The organism is Amycolatopsis sp. NPDC102522 (assembly GCF_055584485.1).
This window is the reverse complement of sequence record NZ_JBVJLY010000003.1, coordinates 318,358-335,493: the sequence shown is the minus strand read 5'-3', so window position 1 is coordinate 335,493 and position 17,136 is coordinate 318,358. Positions and strand designations below refer to the sequence as shown.

The 17,136-nt window shown below is 68.0% G+C and carries 17 protein-coding genes; 7 read left to right on the top strand and 10 right to left on the bottom strand.

Annotation, left to right across the window (positions count from 1 at the left end):
• Positions 1-10 precede the first annotated feature (10 nt).
• Entirely contained in the window at positions 11-817 is an 807-nt protein-coding gene (locus ACZ6YV_RS11795; RefSeq protein ID WP_465509557.1) for a helix-turn-helix domain-containing protein, read from the top strand.
• Here ACZ6YV_RS11795 and ACZ6YV_RS11790 read toward each other — a convergent pair.
• The 4 genes from ACZ6YV_RS11790 to ACZ6YV_RS11775 are packed head-to-tail and all read right to left on the bottom strand — an operon-like array spanning position 770 to position 3,926.
• The gene (locus ACZ6YV_RS11790) at positions 770-1,519 is read right to left on the bottom strand and encodes an ESX secretion-associated protein EspG (protein ID WP_465509556.1); all 750 of its coding nucleotides are present in this window, start codon (positions 1,517-1,519) and stop codon (positions 770-772) included. The genes ACZ6YV_RS11795 and ACZ6YV_RS11790 overlap by 48 nt on opposite strands.
• Before the next feature lie 30 nt (positions 1,520-1,549).
• Positions 1,550-2,893 carry a PPE domain-containing protein gene (locus tag ACZ6YV_RS11785; RefSeq protein WP_465509555.1) on the bottom strand — a complete coding sequence of 448 codons (1,344 nt, stop codon included), beginning with the start codon at positions 2,891-2,893 and terminating at the stop codon, positions 1,550-1,552.
• Positions 2,893-3,510 carry a DUF3558 domain-containing protein gene (locus ACZ6YV_RS11780; RefSeq protein WP_465509554.1) on the bottom strand — a complete coding sequence of 206 codons (618 nt, stop codon included), beginning with the start codon at positions 3,508-3,510 and terminating at the stop codon, positions 2,893-2,895. Before ACZ6YV_RS11780 ends, ACZ6YV_RS11785 begins: the two co-directional genes overlap by 1 nt.
• Positions 3,510-3,926, bottom strand: coding sequence for a hypothetical protein (locus tag ACZ6YV_RS11775; RefSeq protein WP_465509553.1), 417 nt, complete (start codon positions 3,924-3,926; stop codon positions 3,510-3,512). Before ACZ6YV_RS11775 ends, ACZ6YV_RS11780 begins: the two co-directional genes overlap by 1 nt.
• Before the next feature lie 557 nt (positions 3,927-4,483).
• Here ACZ6YV_RS11775 and ACZ6YV_RS11770 point away from each other — a divergent pair.
• Genes ACZ6YV_RS11770 through ACZ6YV_RS11760 form a run of 3 tightly spaced genes read left to right on the top strand, consistent with a single transcriptional unit; the run spans position 4,484 to position 7,331 of the window.
• Entirely contained in the window at positions 4,484-5,380 is an 897-nt protein-coding gene (locus tag ACZ6YV_RS11770; protein ID WP_465509552.1) for a hypothetical protein, read from the top strand.
• Positions 5,381-5,406: 26 nt separating this feature from the next.
• A complete protein-coding gene (locus tag ACZ6YV_RS11765; RefSeq protein WP_465509551.1) occupies positions 5,407-6,594 on the top strand; it encodes an AAA family ATPase in 1,188 nt (395 codons plus the stop codon).
• Complete coding sequence (locus tag ACZ6YV_RS11760) at positions 6,591-7,331, top strand: HNH endonuclease (protein ID WP_465509550.1); 741 nt, start codon at positions 6,591-6,593, stop codon at positions 7,329-7,331. Before ACZ6YV_RS11765 ends, ACZ6YV_RS11760 begins: the two co-directional genes overlap by 4 nt.
• On the opposite strand, the gene ACZ6YV_RS11755 is transcribed toward ACZ6YV_RS11760, so the two are convergent.
• Both ACZ6YV_RS11755 and ACZ6YV_RS11750 read right to left on the bottom strand, forming a co-directional pair.
• Complete coding sequence (locus ACZ6YV_RS11755) at positions 7,307-7,942, bottom strand: SRPBCC family protein (protein ID WP_465509549.1); 636 nt, start codon at positions 7,940-7,942, stop codon at positions 7,307-7,309. The genes ACZ6YV_RS11760 and ACZ6YV_RS11755 overlap by 25 nt on opposite strands.
• Positions 7,943-8,055: 113 nt before the next feature.
• Complete coding sequence (locus ACZ6YV_RS11750) at positions 8,056-8,715, bottom strand: hypothetical protein (protein WP_465509548.1); 660 nt, start codon at positions 8,713-8,715, stop codon at positions 8,056-8,058.
• Positions 8,716-8,894: 179 nt separating this feature from the next.
• Here ACZ6YV_RS11750 and ACZ6YV_RS11745 point away from each other — a divergent pair, with 179 nt between their 5' ends.
• Positions 8,895-9,209 (top strand): DUF6204 family protein, encoded by a 315-nt coding sequence (locus ACZ6YV_RS11745; RefSeq protein WP_465509547.1) that lies wholly within the window; start codon positions 8,895-8,897, stop codon positions 9,207-9,209.
• Here ACZ6YV_RS11745 and ACZ6YV_RS11740 read toward each other — a convergent pair.
• Positions 9,181-10,263: a Fic family protein gene (locus ACZ6YV_RS11740; RefSeq protein ID WP_465509546.1), complete on the bottom strand. Its 1,083-nt coding sequence runs from the start codon at positions 10,261-10,263 to the stop codon at positions 9,181-9,183. The two genes, ACZ6YV_RS11745 and ACZ6YV_RS11740, sit on opposite strands and share 29 nt — an antisense overlap.
• Before the next feature lie 182 nt (positions 10,264-10,445).
• The gene (locus ACZ6YV_RS11735; RefSeq protein WP_465509545.1) at positions 10,446-11,396 is read right to left on the bottom strand and encodes a neutral zinc metallopeptidase; all 951 of its coding nucleotides are present in this window, start codon (positions 11,394-11,396) and stop codon (positions 10,446-10,448) included.
• Between the two features lie 160 nt (positions 11,397-11,556).
• Here ACZ6YV_RS11735 and ACZ6YV_RS11730 point away from each other — a divergent pair, with 160 nt between their 5' ends.
• Positions 11,557-12,582, top strand: coding sequence for a polyprenyl synthetase family protein (locus tag ACZ6YV_RS11730; protein WP_465509747.1), 1,026 nt, complete (start codon positions 11,557-11,559; stop codon positions 12,580-12,582).
• 15 nt (positions 12,583-12,597) lie between these two features.
• Complete coding sequence (locus ACZ6YV_RS11725; protein ID WP_465509544.1) at positions 12,598-13,986, top strand: sunset domain-containing protein; 1,389 nt, start codon at positions 12,598-12,600, stop codon at positions 13,984-13,986.
• 64 nt (positions 13,987-14,050) lie between these two features.
• Here the strand turns inward: ACZ6YV_RS11725 and ACZ6YV_RS11720 are convergent, their stop codons facing one another.
• The gene (locus ACZ6YV_RS11720) at positions 14,051-15,118 is read right to left on the bottom strand and encodes a 2-oxoacid:ferredoxin oxidoreductase subunit beta (RefSeq protein ID WP_465509543.1); all 1,068 of its coding nucleotides are present in this window, start codon (positions 15,116-15,118) and stop codon (positions 14,051-14,053) included.
• Positions 15,115-17,022, bottom strand: a complete 1,908-nt coding sequence (locus ACZ6YV_RS11715; RefSeq protein ID WP_465509542.1) for a 2-oxoacid:acceptor oxidoreductase subunit alpha — start codon at positions 17,020-17,022, stop codon at positions 15,115-15,117. The genes ACZ6YV_RS11720 and ACZ6YV_RS11715 overlap by 4 nt, the downstream gene beginning before the upstream one ends.
• Between the last annotated feature and the right edge of the window lie 114 nt (positions 17,023-17,136).

The window sequence follows — 17,136 nt, the reverse complement described above, 5'->3', positions numbered from 1 at the left end:
GTTGCTGGCGATGCCGAAACCGAAGCCCACACCTCAGGCGAGGGCGCTCGCCGAAGGACTTCGAGACGCGCGGAGGTCCGCCGGACTCACGGCGACCGAAGTGGCCGACAAACTGGCTTGGTCCCAGCCGACGATCAGCCGGATCGAAACCGGCGCGCGTCCGGCGTCCGCCGAAGAGGTATCGGCACTGCTCGCGGTCTATCGGGTGACCGGGGAGCGGCGGGACGCGCTGCTCTCGCTGTCTCGCGACAGCGGGGCTTGGTGGTTCGCCGACGTGTCCCTTCAGCGGAAAACCTTCGCACAGTACGAAAAGGAGGCCACCAAGATCGTCGAATTCGGAACCGTGCTCTTGCCGGGCCTGCTGCAAACCCCGTCCTACGCGAGGGCCGCGGACCTTCCCGTCGCGACGATCGAAGCGCGGCGGGAACGACAGAAGATGCTGGGGCACAAGAAGTTCGTCGCCTATATCGACGAAGGGGCGCTGCGCCGTCAGGTCGGTGGGCCCCGGGTGATGGCGAACCAGCTCCGGCACCTGGTGACGATCGCCGAGCGACCTGCCGTCGAACTGCGAGTCATCCCCTTCGCGGCCGGAGCACATCCCGGCGGCGCCTACGTTTTGCTGGAATTCGGCGACGGTCGGCAGCTGGTGTATGCCGAATATCGGCGATCCGGGCTGTTCCTGCACCGGCCCGTCGACGTCGAGCCGTATCTCCAGTCCACTGTGGACGCGGTCGCACTGGATCCCGGGCGGTCGGTGCGGCTGATCGAGTCAGTGATCGAGGCCTGCCCGCAGCGCGGCGACTTTTTGGGCCAGTAGAACGGGTTCGCCGGGCAGGACGGTGATGTACCGGTTCCGGGGCGAACCGGTCACGTGCATGGCGATCCGTCCGGCGTCGAGGTCCAGATACGTCAGACCGTCGACGGCCTCGGTGCGTCTGCCTCCGTCAGGACGCTTGGCCACGGCGAAGAACCCGACGCCGAAGTACGGCTGCTCGAAGATCACGTCCAGCCGCCGCGCCCCGCGGCTTCGCGACTCGGGTTCGTCGTAGAGCTCGTTCCCGGCCGTGAGCTTGAAATCGTCCTGGGGCAAGGAAAACGGCGCGAACCGCGCCGGCGGATACTCGGGCAGGTTCATCACGAGCGCCGCCGCGCGATCGGCCGTCCGCACGCCTTTCAGCCACACCCGGCTGCCCTCGCAGATCGCGGTGACCGCCGCCCGCCCGCGCACGGCCACGAGCACGCTGTACTGCTCCGCCTCCGTCCGCACCGTCGCGTAGTACTCGGTGTTCGGCCGGTCGAGGATGTGCAGGACGTCCTCGAAATCGCTGGTCAGCCGCCTGCCCTCGGTGAACCCGAGCCCGCCGAGCTCCTCGAACGCGGCCCGGTCTTCGCCGTTTCTCGACGACGGCGGGACATAACGCAGCCCGCCCGCGAAGACCAGATGCGGATCTCCGCAACCGGCGTGACGGAACGCGGTCAGCAAAGTGTCGAGCGTGATCTCGACAGGGCGCGCAAGCACCACGTGTCTCCCTCCCCTGGGACTGTGGTGCTAGTTCTTCTTCTCGCCGATCACCGGCGGCGTCGGCTTCTCGACGTAGCCGCCGAAGGTCTCGTCCGGATCCGGGTTCTGGAGGTACGACGGAGCCTTCTTCTCCTTGTCCTCCTCGCCCTTCCCGCCGCGACCCGCGCCCGCCCCCATCGGCATCCCGTTCGCGCCGCCACGACCGGCGGCCCCCGCCGAACCCGCCGAGCCACGGCCGCCGACACCTTCGCCCGGCATCCCGGCGCCGCTCCGGCCACCCATGCCAGGCTGCCCACCGGGCCCACCCGGGACTCCGCCCCGGAAGCCGCCGCCGGACACCGCCGGTGTCTTGCCGCCTGTTCCCGGGCCGCTCGTTCCCGGCACGCCGATCCCTGGTCCTCCGGTTCCCAGTCCTCCGGTCCCTGGACCGAATGGGCCGTACCCGGGCGGGTTGTAGGAGGTGGGCGGCCTGCCGTTCGGCCCGAAGTCGAGGTTCGCCGCCGGTGGCACGACCGGGGTGGTCTGAGGCGGCGTGTACGAATTCGCGCGGGTCCCGTCGTCGGGCTGCTGCTGATGGGTGCCCGGCTGCTGGCCCGGCAGGTGCTGACCCGGCTGGGGGCCTTGCCCGGGCTGCGGGCCGCCGCTCTCGACGGGCCCGCCCTGTCCCGGCCCAGGCGTGCCGGTGCCCGGCCCGTTCGGTCCGCTCGGTCCGGTTGGCCCATCCGGCCCGCTCGGGCCGTTCGGTCCACGGTAGGGCTCGCCGATTCCGGGATCGTGCCGGTCGGAACCGTCGCCGAACCCCTTCACCGCCGGCTTCCCGGAGCCGTCTTCGTCCAGAGTGACGCTGCCGCCGGGGTCGGTGAGCTGCGCGTACTGGGCGGGCAGCTCGTCACCGTTGGACGTGCTGGCCGAGTGATAGGTCGCGAAAGTGTCGATGTTGTGCTGGCTGTCGGCCTGGTAACCCTTGACCCTGTCCCAGTACCCGAACTGGCCGCCGCCACCCATGAGAGCCTTGACGTCTTCGGCCGTCGGGGCAGGCTGCTCGGGCGGCACCGGCTTGACGGAGTTCTTCGCCGACCCGAACGCGCCCATCTGCGCGGTGATGGCCGATTGAGCTCGCGCCAGATGCATCGCGTCGTCGTACGCTGCCTCAACGACGGGCTTCGTCGCGTCGGCAGCCGCGTCGCTGGCGCTGCCTTGCCAGCCGGCCATGGTCTTCTGGGTGAGCGCGGTGAGTCTCTGCGCACGTTCGTGGTGTCGCTGGGTCAAACTGAACCCGCTTTGCTGGGCATCGGATAGCGAGCCGGTGCCTTCACCACCGGTGATCTGTTCGTAGATCTGGGCGGCTGTGAGCGGTCCTTCGGTGGCCATCAGTTGCCTCCTCGGACTGTGGCGAGGACCCTGATCGCTGCTTCGCGTGCGATAGCGCAGGGCTCTTTCTTGCCGACATTGGCCTCGGATAGCTCCAGCGCGATGTCGATGGTTTCGGTATCGCTGGCTCCGAGCGCGACCGAGCACTTTCCCGAGGGGCGTTCGTCTTTCGCGCCGTAGGCGGTCAGCGGGTATCCGTCGATCGGCTCGAGCGGTTCAACGAACTCGTAAGCGCCGCCCTTCGCTTTGTAGACACTTGCCGTGCCTCCATCGGGAGTCTTGCTGAAGATCACGTTGACTCGCGGACGAGTGGTAGAGGGGACAGACCACCTGCAGGCGGGCCCTGCCGCACCGTCCGGCTGTCCAGCAGTTTCGGTGGTAGGACCGAGGAGCTCTTTTGCCTGTGCTTCAGTCAAGGCGTTGCACGGGGCCTGCTTGATCTGTGCCAGGCCGATCGGCTTTTCGACCTTCGGTACCTCGGGAGCAGGGCTGGCCGATTTCGACGGGCTCGGGTTCGTTCCGCCGTTAGTGGGCGTGGGGGTGCCGTTGGTGGTGGGGGTGGAGCATGCGGTGAGGGCAAGGGCGGCCGCACTGAGGACAAGGACGGTACGTCGCATCAGGCGATGCCCTTCGGCTGTTGATTGATGACTGAGGTGGCATGGTCTTCCGCAGCGGCATACTTGCCGAGGGCGGTCAGGTACTTCTTAGCCATGTTTTGGCAGTAGTTGACGCGCTGCGTTAGAGCTTCCGTGAGGGCTTTGCCAGACCGCTGGGTGACGTCAGCGTTGTTGCCGCTGGCGTACTCCAGTCCTGGTGGCAGGGCCCGGGCTATCTTGCCAGCTGCATCGAGGTCGTCCTTGAACTCCTGGGCTAAGTCAGACCACTCCTTCACCAGTTCGTGAAGGGTCGCCTCGTCGTACTTGAACCCCGCCCCTTCGGCCACTGGCGTGCCATAGCTGCCGCCGGTCGGCGGGGCTTTGCAGACCGAGCCAGGGTTGAAACCGGGTGTGTAGACAGGTGGCTGGTCAGACACGGCTATGCACCCCTGCCGCCCCGAACCGATCCCCGCTGAATGGACGAAGCCGCCCTGAAGTCACCGTCGTCATGTGCCCCTCCCGTGGCTACAAGGCGCCTCTCCCCGATGCACCCTGCGTAATCCGACGCCGGGAAGATTACCAGGGTTCCCGTGGCGGCGACCCGGTCTCCTTAAAGTCCCGTTCCTCGCTGAATAGGGTCGACGAACCTGGTGACTATCCGTGAAAATCGTTCAGGTGAACGCGTCGCGGGAAACGGGGTTCTACCTGGTACGCGAGACGCGAAATTTGCATACTCTGCGTAATGAAGTTCCGAAGAGTGATTCTCGGCGCAGTACTTGTCAGCCTGCTGGCGGCTTGTACGAATTCCGTGGATATGCCCCCACTGCGACCGCAGTTTTCGAAATGGGATCCGAAACAACCACGTCCGGCCGATCGTGATGAACAGGCCGTTGGCGCTGCCCTCGACGCCGTCGACTTCTGCGAGCTGATCGACCTGGCCGCGTACGACCGCAGGAAAGGGGGCGACACTCGGCCCGTCACGCGTGAGCCCAAGGTGAGGTACGGCAAGAAGACGTGCACGCTCAACCGCGACGGCTACGAAGGCCTCGTCTACGTCCAAGACGTGGATCCGGGGCACACGGTGCTTCGGAACGACGGAACTGTGGTCGACCTGGGTGGAGTGAAGGCTTACCAGGTTGAAACCCGTCAAGGGGGCCAGGTCAGTGGCTGTGCGATCACGGTTCCGGTCAGTTTCCAGCGTGCGGTCAAGTTCGAACTCGGGCTTCAGAGCCGGAGCAAAGACTGCGAGCTCCTACGCGACTTCGCCACCGCAGGAGCCGCGAAGCTTCCCCGCGACCTCGTCTATCCGCCGGACGGTCAGGACAGCGGCCGCGTCGGGGCCTGCGCAGATTGGGTCTCGACCAGCAAAGGCGAGACCTGCGATCCGGCCGTCGACGCGCAGGTGCCCGCCGGCGCCGAGCTGATCCTCGACGCCGGCGCCGCCGATCCGAACGTCGAATGCGCGGTGTTCCGCGACGCGGTCAAGAAGACCTTCGGCCAGGATTTCGAGCCGATCGCCACGCCGGCCTCCTGCTACTTCGTCGAACCGAGGCATCGGCTGCAGATCGAGGCAGGGGCCACCGCGACCGGCGGCGCGCCCGGGGAGTGGCACGCGGATCCGAACAAGGTCTACAAAGACCACCATCAGACCTCGTTCAGTGGCAACCCGGGAGTCACGTTCCGTTCGACGGACGACAGCGAGTTCGCCCTTTACGTCTCGCCGCTGGGGAATCTCGACTCGCGTGGGCATGTCCGGCTGAAGATCACGCCCGAGCGGGAGCGGGGGATCGACGACTGGGACCGCTCGAAGGTCGTTTCGGCCGTGGACGTCGCCAAGGCACGCGCTGTGATGGAACTCGTGATGGCGACCCACTTTCGGACGACCAGGTGACGTCCGCGGCGTCGTAAGCTTCCTGCATGTATATCGAGCGGGTCCGGCTGGAGAACATCCGCGGCTTCAGCGGTGCCCGCGCCGTCGACCTGCGGTTGCCCGGTCCCGGCTGGGTGGTGCTCGCCGGGCGCAACGGTTCGGGCAAGACCTCGTTGCTGCGCGCCATCGCGGTCGCGGCGGCGCCGGACGTGGCCTGGGGGCTGCTGTCGGACGCGGGCAGCTGGATCTCGATGGACCAGACCTCCGGGTCGATCGAGCTGTCGGTGATGCGCGACGAGGGCCCGGCACCGGTCGAGGTCCGCTGGCTCGATTCCGGTCTGCTGCCGATCTCCGGACTCCCGCCGGGGCAGCCGTTCTGCGCGGCGTATGGGCCTTTCCGGCGGCTCGCGGGCGGCAGCGGCGAGGCCGAGTCGTGGATGCGCGGCGCGGGATCGCTGGCGCGGATGGCCAGCCTGTTCCACGAAGACGCCTCGCTCGCCGAGGGGGTCACGTGGCTGATCAACCAGCATCTCCGTGCCCTGGAAGGAAAAGCGGGCGCTCGCGAGCTGAAGGACAAGGCGCTGGAGATCCTCGGCGACGGTCTCCTGCCCGGTGGTTACCGGATCCGGGACGTCGATTCGGACGGGCTCTGGGTCGAGTACCGCGGCGACAGGTTCCCCTTGCGCGAGATGAGCGACGGCTACCGCACGGTGACCGCGCTCGTGGTCGACCTGCTCAAGCAACTCGACGTCGCGGGCCTCGATCACGAGAGTCCCGGCGTCGTGATCATCGACGAGGTGGACGCGCATCTCCACGTGTCGTGGCAGAAACGCATGGGGTCGTGGTTCAAGGCGCATTTCCCGCGCATCCAGTTCATCGTGACCACGCACAGCCCGTACGTCTGCCAGGCCGCCGACCCCGGCGGGCTCATCCGGCTTTCCGGGCCTGCCGAGCAGGTCCCGCCGCGTGTGGTTTCGGAGGAGTTGTACGAGCGGGTCGTGTTCGGCAGCGGGGACGACGCCGTACTGTCCGACCTTTTCGGACTGGACACGCCTTATTCGCCGCAGGCGGTCGAACTGCGGGAACACCTCGCCGAACTCGAATTCCAGGTGGCTTCCGGGCGGGCGGACGCGAACGGCGTCCGCGAATGGGAACGTCTCCGGGACATGCTGAGCAGCTCGCCGCCGAGCCGGGTGGACGAGGTGGCCAGGCGGTTCGAGGCCGACGATCGGTGATCGGGATCCGCCGGATCGAGCTGCCGGGGCGGGTGGTGGCCGATCTCGAAGAGCTGACCGCGCGGATCCCTGCCGGTGACAGCAAAGAAGCGCGCCGCCTTTGGCGCGTTTCCCGTGCCGTACGGCGTTCTTTGCGGGCCGGCCTGGACGTGATGGCCGCCGGCCGCGGCTACTGCATGTACTGCGGCGACGGCCTCGGGTCCACTGTGGACCATTTCGAGCCGATCGCGCGGAATCCGGGGCGCGCTTTCGACTGGCTCAACCACGTGCTCGCGTGCGAGTACTGCAACAGCCACCACAAACGCGACCTGTTCCCGGTGGACGGCGACGGCGCCGGCCTGCTGATCGACCCGACCGCCGAAGACCCGCTGGATCACCTGTTCCTGGTGCTGTCGATCGGGACCTACCGCGCACTGACCGTGAAGGGCGAGCAGACGATCAAGGTGTGCGGGCTGAACCGCGCGCAATTGGCGCGGGGGCGGGAAACGGCGGTCAACCAGGTGAGCGCGCTCGTCATGGGCTGGTGGACCGCGCGCGAACTGGGGGACGACGCGAAGCGGCGCGCGATGGCCTGGACCCTGCTAGACCAGCCGCACGCCGACGTCCTCCACGCGATGCTCCGGCAGGCTGGAATGCCGGGAGCCCGCGCCGTGTTCCGGGCGGACGACGAGCTCATCGAACTACTTCGAACCCCGGAACTCGCCGAAGATCTTCAGCTTTCCGGCGGCGCGGTGTAGGCGGCCAAGGTGGCGTCGGCGCGCCTGCGGGCGGTGTCCGCGTCGGTTCCATGGGCGACGTCGGCCTCGTACCAGGCGTCGTTGCTCAGGGTCATGAACCGCACGCCCTCTTCGCTGGTCATCCAGGCCATGGCGGCCTCGGGGTCGGCGGCCTCACCGGATTCGAGGTGCAGTGCGAGCCCGTTCACCATCATGTCCCAGCCGATGCCGACCGCACCCGGCCCGAACTGGTTCCAGTGCTCGTTGGGGATGGCGGTGTGGTCGAGCTCGAATCGCGTGCGCCCGTCGGCTTCCGGGCTCAGCCGGACTTCGATCCAGCTGACGTCGCCGCCGTACTCCCAGGTCGCGGCGAAGCTCTTCGGGGGATCGCAGCGTTCGACCGTCCCGCCCGCGTTGCCTTCGAGCTGGTACTTGCCACCGGCGCGCAGGTCGCCGCTCACCGGCAGGAACCAGCGCGGGATGCGTTCGGGGTCGGTGCAGGCGTTCCAGAGGTCGTCGATGCCGGTGTCGTAGACCTGGCTGACGGTGGCCGTCACCGCCTCGCCCGCTTCGACCACGCGCTTGTCCAGCTTGCGCTGGACGGAGTTGATCTGACCGGTCACGTCGACCATCGGTGCCCTCCTCGGCTCGGTTTCGGCCAAGGTATCAGCGTAAGCTTATATAAGCCAGGTTGGAAAGAGGGCGCCCGGCAAGGCCCCGGACGCCCCCTTCCCGGCGTGATGGCTTACGGAGTGGGGGAGCAGGCGGTGCGCCCGATGACCACTTCGCCGGTGATGTTCGAGGCCGGGGCGAACTTGATCCGCAGCATGGTCAGCCCGATGCTGCCGTCGCCCGGCAAGGTCTGCTCGTTGAAGACCGCTTCGGCGAGCAGGGTGCCGTTGGACTTGGTGATCGGCTTGACGTAGCCCACCGGCACCGGCGACGGCAGGGTGCCGAGCCCGGTCGCGCCGCCGTAGGTCCAGCTCGCGTTCGTGTTGTTCTGGGTCGCCGTGCAGCTGACCGAGTACGACCTGATCTTGATCCGCGGGCCGCTCGACGAGACCAGTGCCGACAGCTCGAAGTTCTCCCCCTTGGCCTCCGACTTCGTCGTGGTCACGTCGTTCGCGGGGTCGACGACGGTGGTCGTGCACGTCGACGTGCCGCCACCGAACGTGATCCCGGTCTTGCTCACGGCCCCGGACGAGTTGCTCGTCGGCCCCTCGACCGCGCAGTCGGCGAGCGACGCGATCGAGATCGGCGTCGAACTGCCCTTCGTGAAGGCGGCGGAGCCGAGTGAGGCCACGCCCGACGGGTTCGACGCGGCGGCCGGTGCCGCCCCGGCGCCGAGGCCCGCCAGCAGCAGTGCGCCGACCAGGCCGGCCCGGCTTGCGATGGTGTTGCGCATGGGCTTCCTCCTCACGTGATGGAGAGCGAGCCGGATCGGCCGTTCTTCCTTTGTGATCACTATCTGCGTGGCGGATTCGACCGTTGCGCGCGTGACGGTCGTTTCACTCGACCGTGGATCATGGGCACCCATTGGATATTCGGGTTCGTATCTGGATACAGATCTGTATATTCGGACGCATGCCGACCTACCGCGTCCTCGTCAACGGCAAGTTCGACCATCCCGACGCCGATACCCGTGCCCGGCTCCTGGCCGGACTGAGTCACCACCAGGCGATCGGGTTCACCGAGGACGGCCTGCTCACCTACAGTGCGCACCTCGGCGCGTTCACCTTCCGCGTCACGCTGCGGGGCGAAGAGGAACGCGACGTGCTCGACGAGGCCGAGCTGAAGGTCATGGAGCTGCTGGACGCGAAGGGTTACCCGTATCGCGACGTCGCGGGGAAGGCGACCTGCATGGACGACATCAAGATCCGTCGCCGTCCAGGGTCCTGAGGATCTCTTCGGCCAAGAAGAGCCGGACTCGCCCTGGCGACTGGATCTCCGTCAGCACCCCGGCGTCGACCAGTTTGAGCACGTTCTGGGTCGCGGCCCGATGGGTGATTCCGAGGACCTTCGCGGCCCGGTTGATCGTCATCGCGGGGGACTCGAACAGGGCATCGACGAGTTGAGGGAGCAGGCTCGAAGTGCGGGCGGAGGTCGCCCTTGTCCGGTACTCCTGCCGGAGCGAGTGCAGCGCGATGGCGCGGTTGCGCGCGTCGATCGCCTGGTTTTCCAGCACTGAAAGAAAGAAGCGGATCCAGCCGGTCCAATCCCCCTTGGTGCTGACGGCCAGGAGCCGGGCGTAGTACTCGTCGCGCCGTGGCTCCAGGTAGGCGGACAGGTCCAGAAGCGGAGCGGGCAAGAGGCCCCATTCGACGAGAAGCAAGGTCACCAGGAGCCGGCCGACGCGGCCGTTGCCGTCGATGAAGGGGTGGATCGCCTCGAACTGGTAGTGCAGGCAGGCGATCGTGATGAGCGGTGGCAGGACGTGCTCCGCGTGCAGGTACTTCTCGAAGGCGCCGAGGCAGTCCCAGAGCAGTTCCGGCGGCGGGGGAACGTAGCTCGCGGTGTCGAGAACGCAGCCGGGAGGGCCGATCCAGTTCTGAGAGCGGCGGAACTCGCCCGGTGTGGCGTATCCGCCGCGGACTCCGGTGAGCAGAACCTGATGGGCTTCGCGAAGGAGGGGAAGGCTCAGCGGCAATCTGCGGTCGGGTGCGAGTACGTGTCCCAGCGCGGTCACGTAGTTGAGCACCTCCTCGACGTCGGAGCCTTGCTTCGAAGCGGTCGGCTGCAGTTCGAACAGCACGAGTTCGGACATGGTCGCTTCCGTGCCTTCGATCCGGCTGGAGAGCACGGCCTCGCGCCGCACCATCGAGTGGACCAGGAACGCCGCGCCGGGCAGCGTGCGCCCGATGCCCGCCAGTTCGCCGACGGCCCGGTCCGCGGCGGAAAGCGCGCTCGCGAGGCCGAGGTCGAACTCGACGTCCGGTGGCAGAGGGGGCGGCACGAAGGCTTGGTAGCCGCGGTCCGAGCGCACGAGGTGGGCCCGCTGGCGTTCTGACACAGCCGCGGTCCGCATTGATACTTACCTCTTCCAGTTCGTGTCTTGTGATACTTGAAGCGGCTAAAGTATCACAAGACACGTGGTGTGCTACTTGGCTACGAGAAGGCTTGCCAAGTCTCGAACTGTCAGGAGACCTCGCTCGCAGGGGCGGTGAAGGTGTTGCACGCCGAGGTGTCCTTGGCGTTCAGGCCGCGCTTCTGCCACAGCGCGGCGCTCTTCGACGAGCCGTGGGTGTCGCTGTCGTCGAATGTGCTCTGCTTGAGCTGGGAGATCAGCCCGGCGCCGATCGAGCCGCGGCCGGCGGCGTTGGCGAGGAACATCGAGCTGAAGCAGTCGGCCTGGAGTTCGAGCCGCCTGCTCAGGTCGAGGATCTTCGGCTGGTCGCCGTCCGCCTCGTCGTAGAGCGAGTCGTGCTTCGAGAGGATGCCGGACTGCTCCTGGACGTGGTGCCCGTACTCGTGCGCGAGCAGGAACAGCTGGGTCAGGAGGTCGGGCCCGCCGCGATCGAGTTGCCTCGGCAGCGGGACGAAGATCGTCGTGCCGTCCGAGCAGTAGAAGCCCAGGGCTTCCTCGGGTGGCGGCGGAGGGCCGCACGCGGTGTTCTTGACGTCCTCGGCGTTGACCGAGACGGGGATCCTCGGTTCGCCGACCTGGGTCAGGACCGGATGCCACGCCTGTTCCAGACAGGGGATCAGCGTCCGGTAGAACTCCTCCAGTTTCTCTTTCGTGCCGCGGAGCTTGGGCAGCTCGCAGGTCACCTTCGGCATCGTCACACCGGGTGCGACGAGCGGGTTGGCCGCCGTCTCGTGCTTGCGGGTCGGAACCTCCGCCTGTGTCGTCGGCGACGTCGCGGGCTGGGACACGGAGGACGGCGGGACCGTCGGCTGCCGGGACTGGATAGCGCCCGCCCTCGACTCCTTCATGCCGCCCACCGCGAGCGCGGCCACGACCAGCATCACCGCCATGAACGCGGCGAAGAGGATGACGGTGATCCACACCGTCGAACGCTGCTCCCGATGCTCTTCGGCGGGAGGTCTCCACGCCGGTCTGTCGCCGGAATCGCCCGGTCTTTCCATGGTGTTCCCCCAGTTCGTGCCAAGGTCGGCAGGATACGCGGCGGGGGTGTCATGTTCGTCACCGTTTCCCCTGGACAGCAGGTCAACAGGGCTCAGTGGGTAGCCACTACGCTGGAAGCAATTCCCGAACGGTGTCAAAGAGAGCGGAGCCGACGTGTCTGTGTCTTCACCTGCCCCAGGTGGTGCCATCGAGGACCTGCGCGCGTCCGTCGGGCTCCAGATCGCCGATGAACAGCTTCTGCGCACGCTCGCGACCGGTCTCGCCGACGTCGAAACCCTGCTCCGCGATGTCGTCCGCAGTGACGTCAAGGCTGTCGAGGACGCCGCTTCGCACCTGGTCGAGGCGGGGGGCAAACGTTTCCGTCCGCTGTTCACGCTGCTGTCTTCGCAGTTCGGGCCGAAGCAGGGCGACCAGGTGGTCATCGCCGCCGCGGCGGTCGAGCTGGTGCACCTCGCGACGCTGTACCACGACGACGTGATGGACGAGGCGACGATGCGCCGCGGCGCGGAGAGCGTCAACGCCCGCTGGGACAACACCATCGCCATCCTGACCGGCGACTTCCTGTTCGCGCACGCCTCGCGGCTGGTCGCCGACCTCGGCACCGACGCGGCCCGGATCATCGCCGAGACCTTCGGTGAGCTGGTCACCGGCCAGATGCGCGAGACCGTCGGCCCGGCCGACGGCGACGACGCGGTCGAGCACTACCTCACGGTCATCGCGCAGAAGACCGGCTCGCTGATCGCCACCTCCGGCCGGTTCGGCGGGATGATGTCCGGCGCGCCCGACGACTACATCGACGCGCTCCGCCGCTTCGGCGACATCATCGGGACGGCGTTCCAGATCTCGGACGACGTCATCGACATCGCGTCCGCCTCGGACGAGCTCGGCAAGGCGCAGGGCACCGACCTGCGTGAAGGCGTCCGCACGCTTCCGATGCTGTACGCGCTGGCCGACCCGGCCACCGACCCGCGCCTGGTCGAGCTGCTGTCGGGGCCGATCTCCGACGACAAGCTCGTCGCCGAGGCCCTGGATCTGCTCCGTGCTTCGTCCGGACTCGAACGCGCACGCGAAACTCTTTCCGACTACGCTCGTCGGGCGCGTGCCGAGCTCGCGGCGCTGCCCGCGTCGCCCGCCCGGGACGCCTGCGAATCGGTCGCCGACTACCTGATCGCGCGAACGCATTGACAAAGGGCAGGTTAGATGTCCATTTTCGGACAGGTTTGGCTGTGGAGTCTGCTGGCGTTCGTCGTCGGCGCGCTGCTCACCTGGCTGGTGCTGGTGATCCCGGCGCGCAAGCGCATCCGTGAGCTGGAAAGCTCGCTGGCCACCGCGCACGCCGAGACGTCCAGACTGCCTGCCGGGATGAGCCTCGGCGCGGGGGCCGCGGCCGTCGCCGGCGGGACCGCGTACCTCACGAAGCCGTCGCACGACGAGCTGGACGAGGAGTTCGCGGCCGCCGAGGAGCCGCAGCCCGCGTACCCCGCGACGCTCGCCGAGCAGGAGCCCGCGCAGCGGTGGTCCGAACCCGCCGAGGAGCAGGCTCCGGAGCCTGCCCAGGAGGTCCGCGAAGACTTCCACGGGGACTTCCGCGAGGACGTCGTCGAGGAACAGGCGCCCGTCGCCACCGAGACGCAGATCTTCGAGCCCGCCGAGACGCCGACCTTCGAGCCTGAAGACGAGTACGAGGCCGAGTACCGCACAGCGCCCCAGAGGGATCTGGAGCCGGACTTGGAGCCCGACCCGGAGCCCGCGGCCGAGCGGACGCAGTTCATCCCGGCGGCCCAGCTGGAGCCGGAACCCGAGCCCGAGCCGGAGAACCCGTACGCCGCGGCGGCGACCGAGTATCTCCAGCCCGCGTCGACCCTGGACGTCGAACCGGAGCCTGAGCCCGAACCCGAACCCGAGCCTCTGCCGGTCTTGCCGGGCGAGGGGCCGTACCGGTCCCGCCTGGAGATCCAGCTGGACCCCGAAGGCGTCGAGACGCAGCCGGAGCCGGTCTCGCTGTTCAGCCCCGCGTCGCGCGTCGACGCGGAGCAGCCGCCGGTCGAGACCAACTGGTTCGAGCGGGAAGAAGAGCTGCACGATCCGCCCGCGTACGCCTTCGGTTCCGACGAAGAAGCGCAGGCCGGTCTCCTCGACTCTGAGCCCGAGACCCCCGCCGAAGCCACCCAGGTGCTGCCCAAGCGCACGCCGCGGGGCGCGGTGCGCGGCGGGTTCGAGCCGCCGCAGCCGATCCAGCCGTCGATGCGGGCGATCGAACGTCGTGAGCCGGAGCTGTCCGGCGGCCAGAGCGGTTCGCTGTTCGAGCCCGCCGTGCAGCCGGGCGACGCGATGCCCGCCCCGGAGCCGCCGCCCGCACGGCAGACCGCCCCGGTGACCGAGTCCGTTCCGCCCGGCCCGTTCGGTCCCGGATCGGCGATGCCGCGGCCGGGCGGTGGCCGCCCCGCCGACGACTTCGCGGTCAAGGCCAGCGTGACGGCTCTGCGGTACTGCACCGAGGAGTCGCCCCAGTTCCCGAAGATGGTCGCGGAGGTCTGGTTCCGCACCGCCTCCGACGCGGAGCGCGTAGGTTTCCGGCCGTTGACTTGAGTGCAATGAAGGGGCCTTTCATCGCAAATTTTGCGATGAAAGGCCCCTTCATTGCACTTCGGGACTAGCTGACCACGGTCCAGGTGTCCTTGCCGCGCAGCAGGCCCTGCAGGTCCGGCTTGCGAGCCGCCTGGGCCTCCGCGACCTGGGCACGTGCCTGGTCGTCGTAGGTGGGCCGCTCGACCTGCCGCAGGATGCCGGTCGGCACGTGGTTCAGGTTCTGGTCGGCGATCCGGGACAGCGCGAACGCGTACGAGGTGTCCTCGATCGTCGGGTCGTGCACGACGAGGTTCTCCTCGCCGATGTTCGCGACCTTCCCGACCTCCAGCCCGGCCCAGCCGCCGCGGGTGACGCCGTACTCGCCCTGCGGCCCGAACTTGATCGGCTCGCCGGACTTCAGCGGGATGAGCCGGGAGGCGGCCTCGTCCTTGTCCTTGAGGACTTCGAAGGCGCCGTCGTTGAAGATCGGGCAGTTCTGGTAGATCTCCACCAGCGCCGACCCGCGGTGCTTCGCGGCGGCCTCCAGCACCTCGGTCAGGCCCTTGCGGTCCGAGTCGAGCGCGCGGCCCACGAACGACGCCTCGGCGCCGATCGCCAGCGAAAGCGGGTTGAACGGGGTGTCGACCGAGCCCATCGGGGTGGACTTCGTGACCATGCCCGGCCCGGACGTCGGCGAGTACTGGCCCTTGGTGAGGCCGTAGATCCGGTTGTTGAACAGCAGGATCTTGATGTTCACGTTGCGCCGCAACGCGTGGATCAGGTGGTTGCCGCCGATGGAGAGCGCGTCGCCGTCACCGGTGACGACCCACACCGACAGGTCCGGCCGCGCGGTCGCGAGGCCGGTCGCGATCGACGGCGCGCGGCCGTGGATCGAGTGCATGCCGTAGGTGTTCAGGTAGTACGGGAACCGGGACGAGCACCCGATGCCCGAGATGAACACGATGTTCTCGCGCTTGAGGCCGAGCGTCGGCAGGAACGACTGCACGGCGTTGAGCACGACGTAGTCGCCGCAGCCGGGACACCAGCGGACCTCCTGGTCCGACTTGTAGTCCTTCGCCTTCTGCGGTTCGGTTTCGGTCGGCACGAGGTCCAAGCCGCCGAGGGTGGGAATCCCCAGGTCTATCGCGGTCACTTCGCCGCCTCCGTACTGGTGATGATCTCCGTGAACACGCCTTGCAGCTCTTCCGCCTTGAAGGGCAGCCCGGCGACCTTCGTGTACGACTTCACGTCCACGAGGTACTTCGCCCTCAAGAGCATCGAAAGCTGGCCGAGGTTCATTTCAGGGACGACCACGGTGTCGTACGAACGGAGTACGACACCGAGGTTGCCCGGGAACGGGTTGAGGTGCCGCAGATGCGCCTGCGCGATCGGCATGCCGTCCTTGCGGACGCGGCGGCACGCGGCACCGATCGGCCCGTAGGAGGAACCCCAGCCGAGTGCCAGCACCCTGGCCTTGCCGCCGCTCGGGTCGTCGACGACGAGGTCCGGGACGTCGATGCCGTCGATCTTGGCCTGCCGCAGGCGGACCATCGTCTCGTGGTTGTCCGGGTCGTAGGAGATGTGGCCGGTCTTGTCGGCCTTCTCCAGCCCGCCGATGCGGTGCTGCAGACCGGCCGCGCCCGGGATCGCCCACGCGCGGGCGAGGGTCTCGGGGTCGCGGACGTACGGCCAGAACTCCCCGGAGCCGTCCTCGGCGTTCGGCTCGGTGGCGAATTCCACCCGCAGGTCCGGCAGCGTCTCGATGTCCGGGATCAGCCACGGCTCCGAGCCGTTCGCGATCGCGCCGTCCGACAGCAGGAAGACCGGGGTGCGGTACTTCAGCGCTATCCGCGTGGCCTCCATCGCCGCGTCGAAGCAGTCCGCGGGGGACAGCGGCGCGACGATCGGCACCGGGGACTCGCCGTTGCGGCCGAACATCGCCTGCAGCAGGTCGGCCTGCTCGGTCTTGGTCGGCAGGCCGGTCGACGGGCCGCCGCGCTGGACGTCGACGACGACCAGCGGCAGTTCGGTCATCACCGCGAGGCCGATGGCCTCGGACTTCAGCGCGACACCGGGCCCCGACGTCGAGGTGACCCCCAGCGCACCGCCGTAGGAGGCGCCGAGCGCCGCGCCGATGCCGGCGATCTCGTCCTCGGCCTGGAAGGTGAGGATGCCGTAGTTCTTGTGCTTGGACAGCTCGTGGAGCACGTCCGAGGCCGGGGTGATCGGGTACGTGCCCAGCAGGATCTGCAGGCCGGACTGCTGCCCGGCGGCGACCAGCCCGTAGGCCAGCGCGGTGTTCCCGGTGATCTGGCGGTACGTGCCCTGGTTCAGCTTCGCGGGCGCGACCTCGTACGTCGTCGCGAACGACTCCGTCGTCTCGCCGTAGTTCCAGCCGGCGCGGAAGGCCAGGATGTTGGCCTCGGCGATGTCGGCCTTCTTCGCGAACTTCTCGCGCAGGAACCGTTCGGTGCCCTCTGTCGGCCGATGGTACATCCAGGAGAGCAGCCCGAGCGCGAACATGTTCTTCGCGCGTTCGGCGTCCTTTTTGGACAGTCCGGTCTCTTCGAGTGCGCCTCTGGTCAACGTCGACATGGCCACCCGGTGGACCTGATAGGCCGAAAGGGTGTCGTCGTCGAGGGGATCGTTCTCGAAGCCGACCTTGACCAGGTTCCGCTTCGTGAAGTCGTCGGTGTTGAGGATGAGCGTCCCACCTGCCGGGACATCGGCGAGGTTGGCCTTCAGCGCGGCAGGGTTCATGGCGACCAGGACGTCCGGCCGGTCGCCCGGCGTCAGGATGTCGTAGTCGGCGAAGTGCACCTGGAAGCTCGAGACGCCCGGGATGGTGCCCTGTGGCGCGCGGATCTCCGCGGGAAAGTTCGGCATGGTGGACAGGTCGTTGCCGAAGGCGGCCGCTTCCGAAGTGAACCTGTCGCCTGTCAGCTGCATGCCGTCACCGGAGTCACCGGCGAACCGGATGACCACCCGGTCCAGCTTGGCGACCTCGGTGGGCCTGACGGCCGACAAGGAGCCGTTGCCGTTCGCACTCGTGCTCATAGGTCAGGGATTCCCTCTCTCCCGACGTGCGCCGTCCCCGGCCGTGCCGGAGATCGGCGTGCCTCGCCCGGCGGTGTCGGCCAGGTCACAGGTGCCATGTCCCGAGGTTAGTCC

Coding starts and splice junctions, on each gene's coding strand:
- ACZ6YV_RS11795 (WP_465509557.1), top strand. CDS start 11: ATGCCGAAACCGAAGCCCACACCTCAGGCGAGGGCGCTCGCCGAAGGA.
- ACZ6YV_RS11785 (WP_465509555.1), bottom strand. CDS start 2,893: ATGGCCACCGAAGGACCGCTCACAGCCGCCCAGATCTACGAACAGATC.
- ACZ6YV_RS11780 (WP_465509554.1), bottom strand. CDS start 3,510: ATGCGACGTACCGTCCTTGTCCTCAGTGCGGCCGCCCTTGCCCTCACC.
- ACZ6YV_RS11765 (WP_465509551.1), top strand. CDS start 5,407: ATGTATATCGAGCGGGTCCGGCTGGAGAACATCCGCGGCTTCAGCGGT.
- ACZ6YV_RS11755 (WP_465509549.1), bottom strand. CDS start 7,942: ATGGTCGACGTGACCGGTCAGATCAACTCCGTCCAGCGCAAGCTGGAC.
- ACZ6YV_RS11750 (WP_465509548.1), bottom strand. CDS start 8,715: ATGCGCAACACCATCGCAAGCCGGGCCGGCCTGGTCGGCGCACTGCTG.
- ACZ6YV_RS11745 (WP_465509547.1), top strand. CDS start 8,895: ATGCCGACCTACCGCGTCCTCGTCAACGGCAAGTTCGACCATCCCGAC.
- ACZ6YV_RS11735 (WP_465509545.1), bottom strand. CDS start 11,396: ATGGAAAGACCGGGCGATTCCGGCGACAGACCGGCGTGGAGACCTCCC.
- ACZ6YV_RS11725 (WP_465509544.1), top strand. CDS start 12,598: ATGTCCATTTTCGGACAGGTTTGGCTGTGGAGTCTGCTGGCGTTCGTC.
- ACZ6YV_RS11715 (WP_465509542.1), bottom strand. CDS start 17,022: ATGAGCACGAGTGCGAACGGCAACGGCTCCTTGTCGGCCGTCAGGCCC.